Origin of the sequence: Myceligenerans xiligouense (genome assembly GCF_003814695.1) — a bacterium.
Lineage (GTDB): Bacteria > Actinomycetota > Actinomycetes > Actinomycetales > Cellulomonadaceae > Myceligenerans > Myceligenerans xiligouense.
This window is the reverse complement of record NZ_RKQZ01000001.1, coordinates 3,525,784-3,542,309: the sequence shown is the minus strand read 5'-3', so window position 1 is coordinate 3,542,309 and position 16,526 is coordinate 3,525,784. Positions and strand designations below refer to the sequence as shown.

The following is a 16,526-nucleotide window of genomic DNA, read 5'->3' as shown; positions in this document are numbered from 1 at the left end:
GCCGACGGACGCCCTCTCAAGCCATTCCGATGGTGGCAGATGATCAGTCGTTCCCTGATGTCGATCACCGTGCCCGTGCAGGGTCGCCCCGTGGTTCACACGGTGGAGGTCAAGCACGCCGGCGACTCTCGCGACGGCGTCGTCCGGGCACGGCTGTACCTCGACGGGCATCTGCGGCTGGAGTCCAAGCTCCCCGCGAGGTTTCCCGTCGAGGGAGGGCACATCGAGGTTCGCGTCAGCCAGGCCGGCATGCGTCGTTGCCACTACATCGCCGACGACGGGACCGAACGCCGGCTCGTGCCCGACCCGAGATCGGCCGAGGGGCGTCGCATGCGGTTCGCTCGGGAGCATCCGACCGCGAGCGCACTCGTCGGGCTCGTCGCCGTCGTCATGCTGATCATCGGCATCGGTCTCAACCTTCTCCAGGTCGCAGAGCCGATCTCGGAGATCCCGCCGATCGCGGAGACCGTCGGCACCTTCCGATCGCCGCTCCATCTGCCTGTCTGGCTCAACGTCGCCCTCGGTTTCGGTGCCGTGGCCGCGGCGACCGAACGTGCCCTGCGGATGCGCTACCACCGGCTGCTCGACAGCGGGGCCGCCACGTAGGACTCCCGCTGGTCGAGTGCCGCGGAGTGATGCGGTGGCGGCGCGTAGTCAGTCGCGCCCGGCGCGGTCGAGTGCTTCCAGACCTTCACGGTCGACCACTGCGATGGCCTCGTGCTGGAACCCTTCGAGATCGTCGAGCCACTCGAGCCCGGTGCCACGGTCGGTGAAGAACCGGACGCGTGAGCCTTGGAGGTGGAAGTCATCGCCCTCGTCGTTGACGAACATCGAGATCATCGCTGACAGCCGTGTCCTGATGGGGACCGGCGCACTGCGAACGGCTCGCGCTGCGAACGTGAAGCCTCGGCGCAGTGCGTCAAGGGTGTAGGCCCGTGGGTAGGTCTGGTCCAGGTCGTCCAGCGGCAGGTAGACGTCGTTGTGCTCGTATTCCTGTTCTCTGATCGAGGTTGCCGTGGGGGTAGCGGTGGTCCGTGGTCCCGGCGCAAGGAAGAGCTGGCTTCGGTCCCCGATCATCCAGCCGCGGCGCAGCATGCGCTCCGCATCGTCGGGGAGTTCGGCGCCCATGAGCTGGTGCGGCGTGATCCCGTGGAGCAGATCGCGCAGGGGTGCGTTCGTCCGGTGCAGGTGGTCCAGGGCGTTGTCGCACCAGGTGAGGAACTTCGCGTACTCGTCCGGAGCCGAACCGTACACATGGACCTCGCCGGTCCCCTTGTCCACAACGATCGGGGACGCACCGATCGGTAGGTCCGTGAAGTCCCCGGTCTGCAGGTAGCGCCGGGTGGTGTAGTACGCGATCCATGCGCGGGAGTGCTCCTCGACCCGGTCGACGAGGATGTCGCTGTGCCCGCGTTGCCGCCAGCCGTCGAGGTAGGCCTCGGCTTTCTCCCGCGCGCCACTCTTGGACGTGCAGGGTTGGGAGATGCCGTCGATCGCGTCCTGGTCCGGGTTGCCTGCGGAGCTCATGTTGTCTTCTCGCGACTGCGGTTGGGCATGAACCGGGTCAGGTCGCGGCCTGCCGGACGAGCAGGTCGACATCCGGCCACACCACATCCGGCGTGAGCCCGGCCAGCTCGCGCAGAGCAGGGCTGTCCATGCCGAGCACCAGGGCGTCCGTCGCCGACCTCGTGATCCGGTCCTGGTCACGGTCGACGTCATCCAGCCACAAACCCCATGCGACGTTCAGCTCGGTGGTGAGCACCGTGGCGCTGTCGTGGTCGACGGCAGTCTGCGGGTCGCCGTCGGGCACGGGGGCGGTGGGTAGGTCCCAGCCCGGTCTGTCACCGGTACGGGGCGTGCAGAAGACACGGTCGCCCGGGTCGGTGACCAGCAGCCGCACCAACCCGACCGGGCCGGGCGCCGGGTCATGGGGTTCGTGGACGACGACGTCGGCGCGGCCGCCAGGGGGAAGCCATGGCGCGTCGGACTGACAGGACAGGACGAGCACGTGCCCACCGTAGCGGCGAGTACCGTCGATAGGAGGCAGCATATTCGCAACCCCTCTTGCCTTGATTCCGCAAGGGCTCTAGCCTTAGCCTGGTGAAGCGTAGAGACATCCTGAAGAGCTGAAGACCGCAGCCAAGGAGCGCGGCGAGGAACTGGTCGTGATCGAGGGCGGGAACCACACCAAGGTGCGGATCGGCAATCTGTCCACGATCGTTCCCCGTCACAACGAGGTCAACGAGTTCACGGCCAAGGCGATCCAGAAGGACAGGGCGGCAGACTCATGAAGGTGACGGCAACCGCTCACCGGTCGGGTGACTGGTGGGCCATCGAGGTGCCCGAGGTGCGTGGAGTGCACACCCGGGTGAAGCGGCTGGACCAGGCTGCGGCCATGGCCGCCGATGCTGTCGCGCTGATGCTGGAGACCGACCCGGCCGACATCGACGTCACCGTCAACCCGGTCCTGAACGAGGAAGCCGCCGCCGTCGTAGCCCGAGCCCTCAAAGCCGCGCAAGCGGCCCGCCAGGCACAGGAAGATGCCTCGGCGGCGATGCGCCTGGCCGTCACCCGACTGAGGGACGCCGAGCACCTCACCGCCCGCGACGTGGCTTCCCTCTTGGGCGTCTCCCACCAGCGTGTCTCTCAGCTCGCCAGCTGAATCAAGCGCCTGCCGTCACCCGGGCGCTCGTCATGTCGGCGTCGAGGGTGACGGTCTCCGGCTGGACCTCGACGACGCGGTGAATCTGGCGGGGTGATCGTCGTGGTTTCCGGGACCTTGGTATCGAACGCGAACGTGTGCGAGACGTGAGCCTCCAAGACCTCGGCGATCCATCGTGGCTGGCTGGCGGTGAACGTGGCGTCGTCGGCGACGACCTTGGTCACGGCCACCTCGCGACACGTCGAAGTCCTCACCGAAGAACCGGCTCAAGGAGTTGTCCACAGGCTTCCCTGCTGTGGCGCGCGGATCCGGATCGTTCCTCCTACAGTCGTGGTCGGTGGCGATCCGCAGGGGGATTGCCAGCAGGGGAATCACCGTCACGAGTTCGGGGAGGGCCATGCCCGCTGCGGTGGAAGGAACGGGAATGCGCCCGGAGGCTTGGGCCGATGCCGGCGACGTAGGCGTCGCTGTCCAGGACCGGGATGCGTCGCGAGCGGGCGGGGTGGTCTTGCTTGAGCGCGAGGTGCGGGAACTCGTGCGCCGGCGCGGCGTCGACCCGGTCGCGGAGCCCGATGCTTTTGGCGACCTGGTGAGTGAGGCCGTAGCGGATTACGAGAACCGAGCTGCACGGGGCGTCGTTGCACCGCTTGCGGATGCCGGACGTGCCGCACAAGAGGTCCATGCCGCCATCGGCGGCCTGGGTCCCCTGCAATCGTATATAGACGATCCGAACGTCGAGGAGATTTGGGTTAATTCACCGAGTCAGGTGTTCGTCGCCCGGGGCGGGAAGAGCGAGCTGACCACCACGATGCTCAGCGCCGAGCAGGTGGGGGACCTGGTGGAGCGGATGCTCAAGTCCACCGGGCGGCGGCTCGACCTGAGCAGCCCCTTCGTGGACGCGTGCCTTCCCGGGGGAGAGCGACTGCACGCCGTGCTTCCAGGCGTCACCCGCAAGCACCTCAGCGTCAACATCCGCAAGCACGTGGTGCGGGCCTCCGGACTCGACGAGCTGGTCCGGCTCGGCTCCCTCACCCCGCAGGCGGCCACGTTCCTCGGCGCCGCGGTACGGGCCGGGCTGAACGTGCTCGTCGCCGGAGCCACGCAGGCCGGGAAGACCACCATGCTCAACGCGCTCGCCGGATCCATCCCGGCGCACGAGCGCGTCGTCTCGTGCGAAGAGGTCTGGGAGCTGCGGCTCCCGGTCCGCGACCAGGTGGCGATGCAGTGCCGCCAGGCATCCCTGGAGGGCACCGGCGAGATCCCGCTGCGGCGGCTCGTCAAGGAGGCGCTGCGGATGCGGCCCGACCGCATCGTCATCGGGGAGGTCCGCGAGGCGGAGGCGTTCGACCTGCTCGTCGCCCTGAACTCCGGCATCCCGGGAATGTGCACCGTGCACGCGAGCTCGGCACGCGAGGCCGTCGTGAAGATGACGACCCTGCCCCTGCTCGCGGGAGAGAACGTCACCGACCGGTTCGTCGTGCCCACCGTCGCGGCCGCCATCGACCTCGTGGTGCACCTGGCCATCGAGCGGGGCCACCGGGTGGTGCGCGAGATCCTCGCCGTCACCGGCCGGGTCGAGGACGGCGTCGTCGAGACCGCGACACTCTTCCGGCGCGACGACCAGGGCCTGCGCCGCGCCGACGGGATGCCGCCCCACCTGCGACGGTTCGCCGACGCCGGCATCGACGTGCACGCCGTGCTCGCCGGCCACGGCACCGGGAGGGCGGAGCCGGCGGGGTCCGGGCGCGCGACGTGGCCGGAGGCCGGCACGCGCGCCACTCCTGCCCAGCCGGGTACCCGGCCGCGCGCCGAGTCGCCCTGGACCGTCGCGGCGCGCGCCTGATGGGCGTCGTCGCCGGCCTGCTCCTCGGCGCGGGCGTCTGGTGCCTGTGGTGGTCCTGGTGGGAACGGCCGTCCGACCGGCCACCCGGAGTCCGCACCGCCCGTGCCCGCGAGCTGCTCAGCCAGGCGGGCCTCCCGGACGCCTCGCCCGCGGCGCTCCACGGCGCGACGGGAACGGCCGCGCTGGCCGCGGGCATCGTCGTGCTCGCGGCCACCAGGTCACCGGCGGTCGCCCTCTGCTTCGCGGCGCTCGCGGCGCTGGGGCCCCGCGCCGCACTGCGGGCACGGGCGCGCTCCCGGTCTCGCTCGCTGCGCGCCGTGTGGCCGGACGTGGTCGACCACCTGGCGTCCGGTGTGCGGGCAGGACTGTCGCTTCCGGAGGCCGTGGCCCAGCTCGCGGAACGCGGGCCCGTCGCGCTGCGCGAGCCGTTCGCCCAGTTCGCCCGCGACTTCCGGGCGTCCGGCCGGTTCGGCGACAGCCTCACCGCGCTCAAGGACCGGCTCGCCGACCCGGTGGCCGACCGGATCGTCGAGGCGCTGCGGATCACGCACGACGTCGGCGGGCGGGACCTCGGCCGGCTGCTGCGCACGCTGTCCGGGTTCCTGCGAGAGGACCTGCGCACCCGCGGCGAGCTCGAGGCGCGGCAGAGCTGGACCGTCAACGGCGCGCGCGTCGCCGTCGCCGGGCCGTGGCTGGTGCTCGCACTGCTCGCGACCCGCCCCGGCGCCGTCGGGGCGTACGACACGCCGGCGGGGGCCGCGGTGCTGATCGCGGGCGCCGGATGCTCGCTCGCCGCGTACCGTGTGATGCTGCGGGTGGGGCGGCTCCCGGCCGAGGCTCGGGTGCTCCGATGAACGCGTGGGCGGCGTGGGGCGGCGTGGCCGGGCTCGGTCTCGGGGCCGGGCTGTGGCTCCTGTGGGCGGCGGTGCGGGCACGCCGACCGAGTCTGGCCGAGCGGCTCGCACCGTACCTCCGCCCCCGCCCGTCGACCTCGGCGCTGCTGCACGACGGCGGCCGTGGCCGCACCGGGCCGTTCGGCCTCCTTGTCGCCCTGGTGGCCCTGCCCGAGATCGCCGCGCGGCTGGAGCGTCTCGGCTCACCGGCCGACGCGCTGCTCCGCCGCCTCGACCGGGCGGGGGTGGGCGAGACGGTGGAGCACTTCCGGGCGCGCCAGCTCGCCTGGACCGTGCTCGGGCTCGCGGGCGGTCTCGGTGCCGCGATCGTGCTCGCGTGGACGAGGCCGGCCCCGGGCGCCGTGCTCGGTGCGCTCGTCGTGCTCGGCGGGGCAGTGGGCTACGTGGCCTGCGACCAGGCGCTGACCTGGACGGTGCGACGCCGCGAGGAACGGATGCTCGCCGAGTTCCCGGCCGTCGCCGACCTGCTCGCACTGGCCGTCGCCGCCGGAGAGGGGCCCGCCGCCGCCCTGGACCGCGTCGCCCGCGGTACCACCGGGGAGCTGTCCCGCGAGCTGACGCGCGTCGCCTGGGCCGTCCGCGCCGGGGCCACCGTGCCGGACGCTCTCACCGCGATGTCCGCGCGCACCGGCTGCGTGCCGCTGAGCCGGTTCGCCGACGCGGTGGCCGTCGCGCTGGAACGCGGGACACCACTGGCCGGAGTGCTCCAGGCGCAGGCCCAGGACGTCCGCGAGGCGGGTCGGCGTGCCCTCATGGAGTCGGGCGGGCGCCGCGAGATCGCGATGCTCGTCCCCGTCGTCTTCCTGATCCTGCCGGTGACCGTCATGTTCGCCGTGTTTCCCAGCCTCGCCGCCCTGCGGGTGGGGTTCTGACGCCCGAAGAGACAACCGATGAAGGGATGCTCGATGCTGCCGAAAGCCGACCGCGTGCCGTGGTTCGGGGGCCGTGCCCGCGACCCCGAGCGGGGTGACGTTCCCGGGTGGGTTCTGATCACGCTGATGTCCGCCGGTCTGGTGGTCGCCCTGTGGGCCGTGGCGGGGCCGCTGCTGGAGAACGCGTTCCGCCAGGCGATCACCTCCGTGACGGGAAACGGGTGACCTCGCGTGGCGAGCGCGGGTCCGCCGTCGCCGAGGCCGTGGTCGTGACCGGGTTCGTCCTCGCGCTGCTGCTCGCCGTCGTGCAGGTGACGCTCGCCGTGCACGTGCGTGCCCTGGCGATCGACGCGGCCGCCGAGGGTGCCCGCGTCGCGGCGCGGGCGGACCGCGGGCCGGCAGACGGGGCCGCCCGCACACGGGAGCTGCTCGCCGAGTCGTTGAACGGCTCGTACGCCCGCGACGTGACGGCCCGCGCGACCAGGCTGGACGGGTTGAGCGTGATCGAGGTGGAGGTCACCACGCCGCTCCCGGTGATCGGCCTGCTGGGACCGGCGGCGGCCGTCACCGTTCAGGGACATGCGCTGGAGGAACCGTGACGGCGGCTCACCAGCCACGGACGACGGGGCGTGAGGCCGGTTCGGCGGTCGTGGAGGTCTTGCTCGCCGTGGCGCTTCTGGTGCCGCTGGTCTACCTCGTCGCCGTGGTGGGGCGCGTCCAGGCCGGGACGTTCGCCGCCGAGACCGCCGCGCGGGAGGCCGTGCGGGCGGTGGTGACCGCCGAGTCCGCGGGTCAGGGTGCGGCGCGGGCCGAGGCCGCCGTGCGCATCGCGCTGCGAGATCAGGACCTGCCGGAGGACGCGGCGTCCCTCGACCTCGAGTGCGGGCACGCGGTCTGCCTGACCCCGGGCGGGGACGTGGCCGCCGTCGTCCACGTCGCCGTGCCGTTGCCGCTCGTGCCCAGGACCTTCGGTTCGCGCGTCCCCACCGTGGTGCGCGTGGACGCGGCGCACGTGGGCACCGTGGACCGCTACGCGGCGGTGCGGCCGTGAGCCCGCCGGACCGCACGCACCCGCCCGACGCCCCGGAGAGCGGCCGCATCTGGCTGCTGACCGCGGCGTTCGTGATGTTCGCGGCGGCCCTGGTCGGCGTCGTCGCCTCGGCGACGGCGGTCCACCTCGACCGCAAGCACCTCGCCGACCTGGCCGACATGCTCGCCACGGACGCCGCGCAGGCCGTCGACGAGCACCGCCTCTACACGGGCGAGCCGGCGCCTGCCGGAGCGCCCGGCGCGGGAACGCTGGTGCTCGACGACCGGGGCGTGGCGGCCGCCGTCGACCGGTATCTCGCCGAGCATCCGGGTGCGGCGCCCGACGGACTCACCGTCGTCTCGGCGACGTCGCCCGACGGCCGGTCGGCCCGTGTCGCCCTCGCGTCGCCGAGCCGGCCACCCCTGCTGGGCTGGTTCACCGACGCGACGACGCCGATCGTGGTGACCGCGACGTCGACGGCGAGGGCGTGGTGAGCGGCGCCCCGTCCACAGGAGCTCCGGTCCCGCGCCGAGCCGACGGGCCGGGCGGGTAGGCTGGATACTCGTGGCAACCATCGACTTCCCGTCCGAGATCAAGGGCCTGCGCGGCACCCTCGAGTCCATCGAGGCGGTCAGTGACCCGAGCGTGCTGCGCGGCAAGATCGCCGAGCTGTCCGAGCAGGCGTCGGCGCCTGACCTCTGGGACGACCCGGAGACCGGGCAGAAGGTGACGTCCGCGCTGTCGGCGGTGCAGGCCGAGCTGGACCGGGTGAAGAAGCTCGGGGCGCGGATCGACGACGTCGAGGCCCTGGTCGAGCTCGGGGAGGAGATGGACGACGAGGACTCCTTCCGGGAGGCGGAGACCGAGATCGCCGCGATCCGCAAGGACCTGGACTCGCTCGAGGTGCGCACCTTGCTCAACGGCGAGTACGACGCGCGGGAAGCCGTCGTCACGATCCGGGCGGGGGCCGGGGGCGTGGACGCCGCGGACTTCGCCGAGATGCTGCTGCGCATGTACCTGCGCTGGGCCGAGCGGCACGGCTATCCCACCAAGGTGGGCGACACGTCGTACGCGGAAGAGGCGGGCCTGAAGTCGGCGACGTTCGAGGTCAACGTGCCGTACGCGTTCGGGACGCTGTCCGTCGAGGCCGGCACGCACCGGCTCGTGCGGATCTCCCCGTTCGACAACCAGGGGCGCCGGCAGACGTCGTTCGCCGCGGTCGAGGTGGTCCCGCTCATCGAGCAGACCGACCACATCGAGATCCCGGAGTCCGAGCTCAAGATCGACGTGTACCGGTCCTCCGGGCCTGGCGGCCAGTCGGTGAACACCACGGACTCCGCGGTGCGCATGACGCACATCCCGACGGGTGTCGTGGTCGCGATGCAGAACGAGAAGTCGCAGATCCAGAACCGCGCCGCCGCGTACCGCGTGCTTCAGTCCCGGCTGCTCCTGCTGCGGCGACAGGAGGAAGCCGCGAAGAAGAAGGAACTCGCCGGCGACATCAAGGCGAGCTGGGGCGACCAGATGCGCTCGTACGTGCTGCAGCCGTACCAGATGGTCAAGGACCTGCGCACCGAGCACGAGCAGGGCAACACGCAGGCGATCTTCGACGGGGCCATCGACGACTTCATCGAGGCCGGCATCCGCTGGCGCCGCAACCAGCAGGCCCCCAGCTCCTGACGCCGTCGCGCCCCTTCGGCGCCTTGTCGTGACATTCCAGATCTTCCCCTGAAACCGTCCGCGGGAGCCGCGGCACGAAACGGGCCACCGGCGTGTCTCGCCGTGTGCGTCGGCAAAATCACCCTTAGCCTCACAGGTGAGCTATCACCCTTGGTGATGCTCAGGGACTTCCGGGCAGGTCCGGAGCCGACGCCATCCGTGGGGAGTGCACGTGATTAGGTTCGAGAACGTGTCGAAGGTCTACACGCGCGGTGCGCGGCCCGCCCTCGAGGACGTCTCGGTCGATGTGCAGCGCGGCGAGTTCGTCTTCCTGGTCGGCGCCTCGGGCTCCGGGAAATCGACCTTCCTGTCCCTCGTCCTGCGCGAGCACCGTCCCACCCGCGGCGGCATCTACGTGGCGGGCCGCGACGTCGCCCGGCTCTCCGCCTGGCGCGTGCCCAAGCTCCGCCGCGAGCTCGGCGTCGTCTTCCAGGACTTCCGGCTGCTGCAGAACAAGACGGTCTACGAGAACGTCGCCTTCGCGCTCAAGGTGATCGGCAAGCCCCGCACCGCGGTCCGCGACACCGTGCCCGAGATCCTCGACATGGTCGGGCTGACCGGCAAGGAGAAGCGCCTGCCGACCGAGCTGTCGGGCGGCGAGCAGCAGCGCGCCGCCATCGCGCGCGCCATCGTCAACCGGCCGCAGATCCTCCTGGCCGACGAACCCACCGGCAACCTCGACCCCACCACGAGCCTCGGCATCATGCGCCTGCTGGACCGCATCAACAGCACCGGCACCACCGTGGTCATGGCTACGCACGACGACGAGATCGTCAACGAGATGCGCCGCCGCGTCGTCGAGCTGTCCGACGGCGTCGTGGTGCGCGACGAGGCGTCCGGCGTCTACGGCGAGCGCGAGTCGATCCTCCCGGACCTGGGGCGTTCCGCGGTGCTTGACACACCCCCGGGCAACGTCCGCCGGCTGACCGCGATACCCCGGCCCGGCCAGCAGCGGGCACGGGCATTCACCCGCGGGGAGGCCTGAGACGTGCGATTCCAGTTCGTCGCCGGCGAGGTGGCCGCGGGGCTGCGCCGCAACACCACCATGGTGGTCGCCGTCATCCTCGTGACGTTCGTGTCCCTCACCTTCGTCGGAGCCGCCGCGCTCCTGCAGACCCAGATCGGCAAGCTGAAGGACGACTGGTACGACCTCGTCCAGGTCTCCGTCTTCCTCTGCCCCACCACGTCGCTGATGCCCACCTGCGCCACCGGTGAGGCCACCGACGAGCAGGTCGACGCCGTCCGCGCCGTCATCGACACCGAGCTCGCCGACGAGGTCGAGGCCGTCCACGTCGAGACCAAGGCCGACGCCTTCGAGGCTTTCACCGAGCGCTACCCGAACGGCTACCAGGGCACCCAGCTCACCGAGGACGACATGCAGGCCTCCCTGCGCCTCGAGCTCGCCGACCCCGGGCAGTTCGCGGTGGTCAGCGACGTGCTCACCGGACGGGACGGCGTCGAACTCGTCGAGGACCAGCGCGCCGTCTTCGAACCCCTCTTCCGCACCCTCAACGTGGCGACACTCCTCGCCGCGGGCCTCGCGGGCGTGATGCTCCTGGCCGCCGTGCTCCTCATCACCACCACCATCCGGCTGTCCGCCGTCTCGCGCCGCAAGGAGACCGAGATCATGCGGCTCGTCGGGGCGTCCAACCTGTTCGTCCAGCTCCCGTTCCTCCTGGAGGGGGCGATCGCCGCCGTCACCGGCGCGCTGCTCGCCTGTCTCGGCCTCTGGCTCGCCGTGCGTTTCCTGGTCTCCGACTGGCTCGAACGCTCCGTCGACTGGGTGGCCTACGTCGATTCCGGCGACGTGCTCGCCGTCGCGCCGTTCCTCGTCCTCGTGGCGGTGGCGCTCGCGGCGGTCAGCTCTGTCGTCACTCTCAACCGGTACACGAGGATCTGATGATGCCGCACCGAACCACTGCACGAGTCGTCCCGGTGGCTTTCGCGCTCCTTCTCGCCCTGGGCGGCGCGACCGCCGTCGTCCCCGCCGCGGCGGACGACCTCGACGACCAGCGCGCCGCCGCCGAGGCCCAGGCCGACGCCAAGCAGCGCGAACGCGAGGAGCTCGAGAGCAGCCTCGAGCACACCGACGAGAAGCTCGCCGCGGCCGCCCTCGAGCTCAACCAGGTCGAGGCGCGTCTGCCGATCGCCGAGGCCGACCTGGCGCAGGCCGAGGCCGGCCTCGAGCAGGCCGAACGGGAGGCGGCGATCCTCGCGCAGCGCCTCACGGACGCGCAGTCGGAGGAGGCCCGGATCGTGCGGCAGATCGCCGACGACGCCGGCAAGGCGGACACCGCTCGCGAGGACATCGTGCAGATGGCGCGGGAGGACTTCCGTTCTTCGGGCACGACGACGGCGCTCGGCCTGGTCACCGGCGCGCAGACCACCGAGGAGTTCCTCGACGGGTACGCGGTCTCCTCATCCGCGGCCCGGAGCCAGGCGCGGGCGCTGGCCGAGCTGCAGGACTCCGCGGCACAGGCGCGCAACATGAAGGCCCGTCTCACCGCGATCCGTGAGACGGTCGCGCTGCTCAAGAAGCTCGCCGACGAGAACGTCGAGCACAAGAAGAGGGTCCAGGAGGAGGCCGCGGCCAAGAAGGCCGAGATCGAGAACCTCGTCGCTGAGCAGCGGAGCCTCACGAACCGCATCGAGCGGCGCAAGGCGGCCGCGACCCGGTCGCTGGAGCAGACGGAGCAGGCGATCAGCTCGATCGAGGCCGACCTCAAGGAGCTCATCGCCGAGCAGCAGGAGCGCGACCGGCAGCGCGCCGCCAGCCGCAGCGGACGTGACAGCGGCGGGACCGGTGGCGGCGGATCGTCCGGAGGGTCGACCGGTACGGCGTCGTACCTGTCGTGGCCGACGGCGAACCCCGTGGTCACCTCGCCCTACGGGATGCGGTACCACCCGGTGCTGAACTACTGGCGCCTGCATGCCGGCACGGACTTCCGCGCCTACTGCGGCACGCCGATCCTCGCGGCGAACTCCGGGACGGTGGTGTACGCGCGCACGATCCAGGGTCTGGGGAACCAGGTGCTCGTCGACCACGGCTACACGAGCAGCGGCAACAGCCTCATGTCGAGCTACAACCACCTCACGAGCTGGGCGGTCTCCCCGGGGCAGCGGGTGACGCGCGGCCAGGTGGTCGGGTACTCGGGCACCACGGGCACGTCGACGGCCTGCCACCTGCACTTCGAGGTGTACGTCAACGGGTCCACGGTGGATCCGATGTCCTACCTCTGAGTCCGGCGCGCGGCCGGCGTGGTCGGTCCGATGTCGGGCGGCCCTTAATCACCGGACGGTGGGCGTCCGGGCGCGTATCCTGGATCGTCGCGCACGGACCCGGACGGGCACCGACGCGATGGACGTGGAGGGAGACCATGGCGAAGGGCGCCAAGAAGAAGCAGAAGCCCGAGGACCCGCGCAAGATCGTGGCGAACAACAAGAAGGCGCGCCACGACTACGTGATCGAGGACGTCTTCGAGGCGGGTCTGGTGCTGTGGGGCACCGAGGTCAAGGCGCTGCGCATGGGGCGTGCGTCCCTCGTGGACGGCTACGTGCACGTGGACCGCGGCGAGGCGTGGCTGGAGGGCGTGCACATCCCGGAGTACTTCCAGGGCACGTGGAACAACCACTCGCCCCGCCGCAAGCGCAAGCTGCTGCTGCACAAGGACGAGATCCTGCGCCTGCAGGCCAAGGCCCACGAGAAGGGCCACACCGTGGTCCCGTTGTCGCTGTACTTCCTCGACGGCCGGGCCAAGGTCGAGATCGCGCTCGCCCGCGGCAAGAAGGAGTACGACAAGCGCCAGGCGCTGCGGGAGAAGCAGGACAACCGCGAGGCGCTGCGCGCCATGCGCCACCGGGAGAAGCTGAGCTAGACATGCCTGACTCGCGTGTCGTCATCACGTACTGCGTCCGCTGCAGGTGGCTGCTGCGGGCGCAGTGGTACGCCGGGGAGTTGCTGCAGACGTTCGAGTCGGAGGTCGGCGAGGTCGCGCTGCGGCCCGCGGCGAAGGACCTGGAGGCCGGCGTCTTCCGGGTCCAGGTGCAGGCGTCCGACGACGACGCGCCCGTCACCGTCTGGAACCGCAAGCGCGACGGCGGCTTCCCGGACATCGCGGAGCTCAAGCGCCGGGTGCGTGACCTCGTGGCCCCGGAGATGTCCCTCGGGCACGCGGACCGCGCGGCCGAAGCCTGACGTGAGGCCCGCGCCCTCCACCTGGTCGTTCGTGGACGACGGCGATCGTGGCGGCGCCGGGAAATAAGGTGACGGACCACCGTGTTGACCCACTAGACTGAGTACCTCGCCGGAGTCCACGGGCCTCGGCGGGGCGTTGACAACTCAACATGGGGCTGATCGGTTTCGACGGTGGTCGTGCTTCGAGGGGAAGCGGGCCGAGGATGCAGACTTATCTCGTTAACGATGTCTGTAAACCAATAGTTGCCGATAACACGCGCAACGACTTCGCCCTCGCCGCCTGAGGCGAGCCTGAAGTCCGTCGGTCCGAGGGTGCTCTCACCTCGGTCACCGGCGTCATCTTGAGAGCCACTGCTTGTGGTCCACGTCATCGGGACCACAGGGACTTCTAGGTGACTGAGCCCGTCCGTGAATGTGTCTGCGCAAGCACGGGGGCCGAGAAAATCCATAGCAGACTGCGCCCGGAGAAGTCCTCGAAAAGTGACACCGGACCCGGGTTCGATTCCCGGCAGCTCCACGAGTGCGAGGGCGAAGTGCGTCTGGCTGGGCCAGACCGCTTCGCTCTCGTCATGTCCTGTGGGGGCGGAGCCCCCACACCCCGCCCCGGGGGCACGCCCCCGGACCCCCGTGGCGGTGGGCATCTGAGCGCTCTCGTCCGGACAGTGGGTGAACCTGACCTGTAGTGGTGGCGCATCTCTGGGTGGGGCCTTTTACTGGGGCAAGCGCGACGCCTCGGACATCTCGTCGCATCGCCGCTGCTCATCCTCCGCCGCGACCGTCGACCCCAAGGACCCCGCCGCTCATGCCTACGCCGATCCTCCTTCTCCTGCTGCTCGCCGCGGTCATCGTCGTCCCGGTGACCACGGAGAGCTTCTGGCTGACAGTGCTTGCGCTTGTCGCGATCCTGATCGCCAACCCCATCGTCCGTGTCATCCGTATGAACCTCTACTTTGCGTCCGAGCACTTCCAGACGCTCAAAACAGAGATCGCCTCCGTGGTTGCCGAGCACAACGACGTCGTCGACCACGTCGAGGAGATCCGCGCCCGGGGCTCGTTCGAACTCGGATCGTCGTCCAGCGGCCAGTATGCGCACCTCGCCTCGTTCGAGAACACCTCGGCCTGGAACAACCGGCGCGACCGCAACGTCGCCGAGCGTGCCCCGCACGTGCACAACGCCTCGCTGCAGGTCGTACGTAATGCCAGCACGGACCCGCTCAAGTACGTGATGAAGTACTTCTCCATCAAGGCCGACAAGAACACGCTCGCAGACGTCCAGCGCGTCGCGGACGACATCGCCCGGCTGGAAGAGGCTGTCGCCAACGTGAAGCAGCGCGAGGCGGACATTACCGCGAAGATCGACCCGCCTGCGTTCATCCTCAAGCACTTCCGCAGGGAGTACTGGGACCGGGTCGGCGTTCACCTGTCCCCGATCGAGGTGCCGTACCCGCAGTACAAGTTCCAGTACACCTCCGCCGGTGGAAACAGTAGTCAGACGACGCGCATCGAACTGAACACCCCGACGCTTGAGGCGCTGTCCGCGACGCTGGTTGAGAAGATCCGCTGGGCCAAGTCCGCTGCCGGGCAGCGCGCGCTGATGACTACCAAGCTGCGGAGCCAGATCAAGGAGCGCGACAACCACACTTGCTTGAGCTGCGCGGTCTCACTGGCCGACGAGCCGCACCTGCTGCTCGAGGTCGACCACATCATGCCCGTGTCCAAGGGTGGGCTCAGCGTGCCCGAGAACCTTCAAACGCTGTGCTGGAAGTGCAACCGCACCAAGGGCGCCAAAGTCGTCGCGTAGGGGCGGGATCTCGGCTGTTGGTGCGACCTACTGCTCGCTCCAGAAGGCTTCGGTCGCGAGTTCGCCGTGCTCGGGGCACAGCAGGATCGATGCTGCGGTGTACACGGACTGGCCGACTCCATCCGCGTTGCCAGCATCTTCCGCGCCCAGCTTCTCGTTCAGGGCTGTTTCCATCTCGGCGATGCGCTCGTCCATGATCTCCGCTTCGTTCGCTACTGCGGCGGCCTGTTCGTTTGCTGGCAGGCCACTGACGCTGACCTGCGACATGGCCGAGCACGCTGTCGCCCCGAAGTCGGCCAGCTGCGTGTCCGACAGAAGCTCAAGCAGCGGGTGGCTGGTTCGAGCTGTCGCGATGAATGCTTCGTTCGCTTGAGCATCGGTGACCTCGCCAGGCTCGTCGGGGCCTGCATGGGTCACCGTGAAGCCATCGGATACTTGGACGTCCGTGACTTCGTTGGGCAGGTGCTCGCCAGCGAACAGGAGCGTCTTGCGTTCCGAGACTGCGACACCGCCTAGGAGGTCGTTGTGCAGATCGACGCCCTCGTTGGCGAGATCTATGTCGTCAGTCAGCTCTTCCCAGTCGCTGATCCACCGCCAGACAGGGATAAAGGAGTGTTCCAGTCCATCAGGGTCGTAGAGGTTGATCTCCTCGAGGTTGACCTCTTCAATGCCACCTCGGTTGTCGACGTCGGTGGCGAAGTAGACCACAGGTTTCCCACCCGTGCGCTCGCGGTAGGACTCGATCTCAGTGACGAGTTCCTCCGAGGCGGGCATCGAGATTCGGATGATCGCCCCGCTTTCCGGGCGTGCTATGAACGCGCCGGGTTCCCACGTCTCCGGCCCTGTGGCGGTACCGACGGGTGGGCTCGGGTCGGTAACGGGCGGCGGACTCGCGGATGGGGAGCCAGTGGACTCGGCGACGCCGTTCGTCGTACAGCCTCCGGCAAGCAAGGTGGCCGCCAAGACCATCGCCGCGGCTGAGGCGCTTCGGTTCCAGCGATCCATGTCTCTCCTCGTCTCGGTAGTCGCCACGAGGTTGTCTGCCGCGTGCGCAGTTCGGACGCCGTCGCTCCTTCCATTCTCTGGGATGCGTCCGATGCCCGCTCGTCCGACCGTCGCTCCGGCTTCGTACCTCCCGGCGATCGCCCCGACTTGCTCATCGCTGAGCGGCTTCACCCGCCGAGGAGCAGCGGGACGCTCGACCGCCGCCGGAGCCACCCCATCCAGACTCGGGAGCCGCCTCATCAGCTCCTCCAGCTTCCTGGCCAGCGGACCCATGTTCGAGTGCCGTCCCGCAAGGTCCACGAGTGCGATGGGCGAGGTGTGTCCGGCTGACGCCGGACCGCCTCGCCCTTCGTCGTGTCTTGCGGGGGCGGAGCCCTCACACCCCGCCCCGGGGGCACGCCCCCGGACCCCGGAGCGGGTGGGCATCTGAGCTCTGCCCTGCACCCCGCCCCGGCGTCCCCGGACCTCTTGCGGGTGAACTTGCG

General features: G+C 70.1%; 20 protein-coding genes and 1 other RNA gene. 18 read left to right on the top strand and 3 right to left on the bottom strand.

Annotation, left to right across the window (positions count from 1 at the left end; genetic code table 11):
* Positions 1–90: 90 nt before the first annotated feature.
* A complete protein-coding gene (locus EDD34_RS15435; RefSeq protein ID WP_246012488.1) occupies positions 91–606 on the top strand; it encodes a hypothetical protein in 516 nt (171 codons plus the stop codon).
* Between the two features lie 48 nt (positions 607–654).
* On the opposite strand, the gene EDD34_RS15430 is transcribed toward EDD34_RS15435, so the two are convergent.
* Both EDD34_RS15430 and EDD34_RS20745 read right to left on the bottom strand, forming a co-directional pair.
* Positions 655–1,527, bottom strand: coding sequence for a YrhB domain-containing protein (locus EDD34_RS15430; protein WP_170177099.1), 873 nt, complete (start codon positions 1,525–1,527; stop codon positions 655–657).
* A gap of 37 nt (positions 1,528–1,564) precedes the next feature.
* The gene (locus EDD34_RS20745; protein WP_170176913.1) at positions 1,565–2,008 is read right to left on the bottom strand and encodes a hypothetical protein; all 444 of its coding nucleotides are present in this window, start codon (positions 2,006–2,008) and stop codon (positions 1,565–1,567) included.
* 157 nt (positions 2,009–2,165) lie between these two features.
* Between EDD34_RS20745 and EDD34_RS21425 the strand changes: the two genes are divergently transcribed.
* From EDD34_RS21425 to EDD34_RS15350, 17 genes are all read left to right on the top strand, one after another.
* Complete coding sequence (locus EDD34_RS21425) at positions 2,166–2,291, top strand: hypothetical protein (RefSeq protein WP_281277767.1); 126 nt, start codon at positions 2,166–2,168, stop codon at positions 2,289–2,291.
* 2 nt (positions 2,292–2,293) lie between these two features.
* Positions 2,294–2,662, top strand: coding sequence for an XRE family transcriptional regulator (locus EDD34_RS15425; protein ID WP_170177098.1), 369 nt, complete (start codon positions 2,294–2,296; stop codon positions 2,660–2,662).
* Between the two features lie 502 nt (positions 2,663–3,164).
* Complete coding sequence (locus EDD34_RS15420; protein ID WP_246012486.1) at positions 3,165–4,505, top strand: TadA family conjugal transfer-associated ATPase; 1,341 nt, start codon at positions 3,165–3,167, stop codon at positions 4,503–4,505.
* Positions 4,505–5,359 (top strand): type II secretion system F family protein, encoded by an 855-nt coding sequence (locus EDD34_RS15415; RefSeq protein WP_123815355.1) that lies wholly within the window; start codon positions 4,505–4,507, stop codon positions 5,357–5,359. Before EDD34_RS15420 ends, EDD34_RS15415 begins: the two co-directional genes overlap by 1 nt.
* Positions 5,356–6,291: a type II secretion system F family protein gene (locus tag EDD34_RS15410; protein WP_123815354.1), complete on the top strand. Its 936-nt coding sequence runs from the start codon at positions 5,356–5,358 to the stop codon at positions 6,289–6,291. Before EDD34_RS15415 ends, EDD34_RS15410 begins: the two co-directional genes overlap by 4 nt.
* Before the next feature lie 33 nt (positions 6,292–6,324).
* Complete coding sequence (locus EDD34_RS15405) at positions 6,325–6,516, top strand: hypothetical protein (protein WP_123815353.1); 192 nt, start codon at positions 6,325–6,327, stop codon at positions 6,514–6,516.
* Entirely contained in the window at positions 6,513–6,890 is a 378-nt protein-coding gene (locus EDD34_RS15400; protein ID WP_123815352.1) for a TadE/TadG family type IV pilus assembly protein, read from the top strand. The genes EDD34_RS15405 and EDD34_RS15400 overlap by 4 nt, the downstream gene beginning before the upstream one ends.
* Positions 6,891–6,940: 50 nt before the next feature.
* A complete protein-coding gene (locus tag EDD34_RS15395; RefSeq protein ID WP_246012483.1) occupies positions 6,941–7,342 on the top strand; it encodes a pilus assembly protein in 402 nt (133 codons plus the stop codon).
* Complete coding sequence (locus EDD34_RS15390; protein ID WP_123815350.1) at positions 7,339–7,815, top strand: hypothetical protein; 477 nt, start codon at positions 7,339–7,341, stop codon at positions 7,813–7,815. The genes EDD34_RS15395 and EDD34_RS15390 overlap by 4 nt, the downstream gene beginning before the upstream one ends.
* 70 nt (positions 7,816–7,885) lie before the next feature.
* Positions 7,886–9,001 carry a peptide chain release factor 2 gene (gene prfB, locus EDD34_RS15385; protein ID WP_123815349.1) on the top strand — a complete coding sequence of 372 codons (1,116 nt, stop codon included), beginning with the start codon at positions 7,886–7,888 and terminating at the stop codon, positions 8,999–9,001.
* Positions 9,002–9,212: 211 nt separating this feature from the next.
* Positions 9,213–10,025 carry a cell division ATP-binding protein FtsE gene (gene ftsE, locus EDD34_RS15380; protein ID WP_123815348.1) on the top strand — a complete coding sequence of 271 codons (813 nt, stop codon included), beginning with the start codon at positions 9,213–9,215 and terminating at the stop codon, positions 10,023–10,025.
* 3 nt (positions 10,026–10,028) lie between these two features.
* Positions 10,029–10,940 carry a permease-like cell division protein FtsX gene (gene ftsX, locus EDD34_RS15375; RefSeq protein ID WP_123815347.1) on the top strand — a complete coding sequence of 304 codons (912 nt, stop codon included), beginning with the start codon at positions 10,029–10,031 and terminating at the stop codon, positions 10,938–10,940.
* Positions 10,941–10,942: 2 nt separating this feature from the next.
* Positions 10,943–12,280, top strand: coding sequence for a peptidoglycan DD-metalloendopeptidase family protein (locus tag EDD34_RS15370; protein WP_246012481.1), 1,338 nt, complete (start codon positions 10,943–10,945; stop codon positions 12,278–12,280).
* Positions 12,281–12,417: 137 nt separating this feature from the next.
* Complete coding sequence (gene smpB / locus EDD34_RS15365) at positions 12,418–12,915, top strand: SsrA-binding protein SmpB (protein ID WP_123815345.1); 498 nt, start codon at positions 12,418–12,420, stop codon at positions 12,913–12,915.
* 2 nt (positions 12,916–12,917) lie between these two features.
* Positions 12,918–13,235, top strand: a complete 318-nt coding sequence (locus EDD34_RS15360) for an Rdx family protein (RefSeq protein WP_123815344.1) — start codon at positions 12,918–12,920, stop codon at positions 13,233–13,235.
* 151 nt (positions 13,236–13,386) lie between these two features.
* Positions 13,387–13,755: a transfer-messenger RNA gene (ssrA, locus tag EDD34_RS15355) on the top strand.
* 282 nt (positions 13,756–14,037) lie between these two features.
* Positions 14,038–15,036 (top strand): HNH endonuclease, encoded by a 999-nt coding sequence (locus EDD34_RS15350; protein WP_123815343.1) that lies wholly within the window; start codon positions 14,038–14,040, stop codon positions 15,034–15,036.
* A gap of 27 nt (positions 15,037–15,063) precedes the next feature.
* On the opposite strand, the gene EDD34_RS15345 is transcribed toward EDD34_RS15350, so the two are convergent.
* Positions 15,064–16,314, bottom strand: a complete 1,251-nt coding sequence (locus tag EDD34_RS15345) for a hypothetical protein (RefSeq protein ID WP_123815342.1) — start codon at positions 16,312–16,314, stop codon at positions 15,064–15,066.
* Between the last annotated feature and the right edge of the window lie 212 nt (positions 16,315–16,526).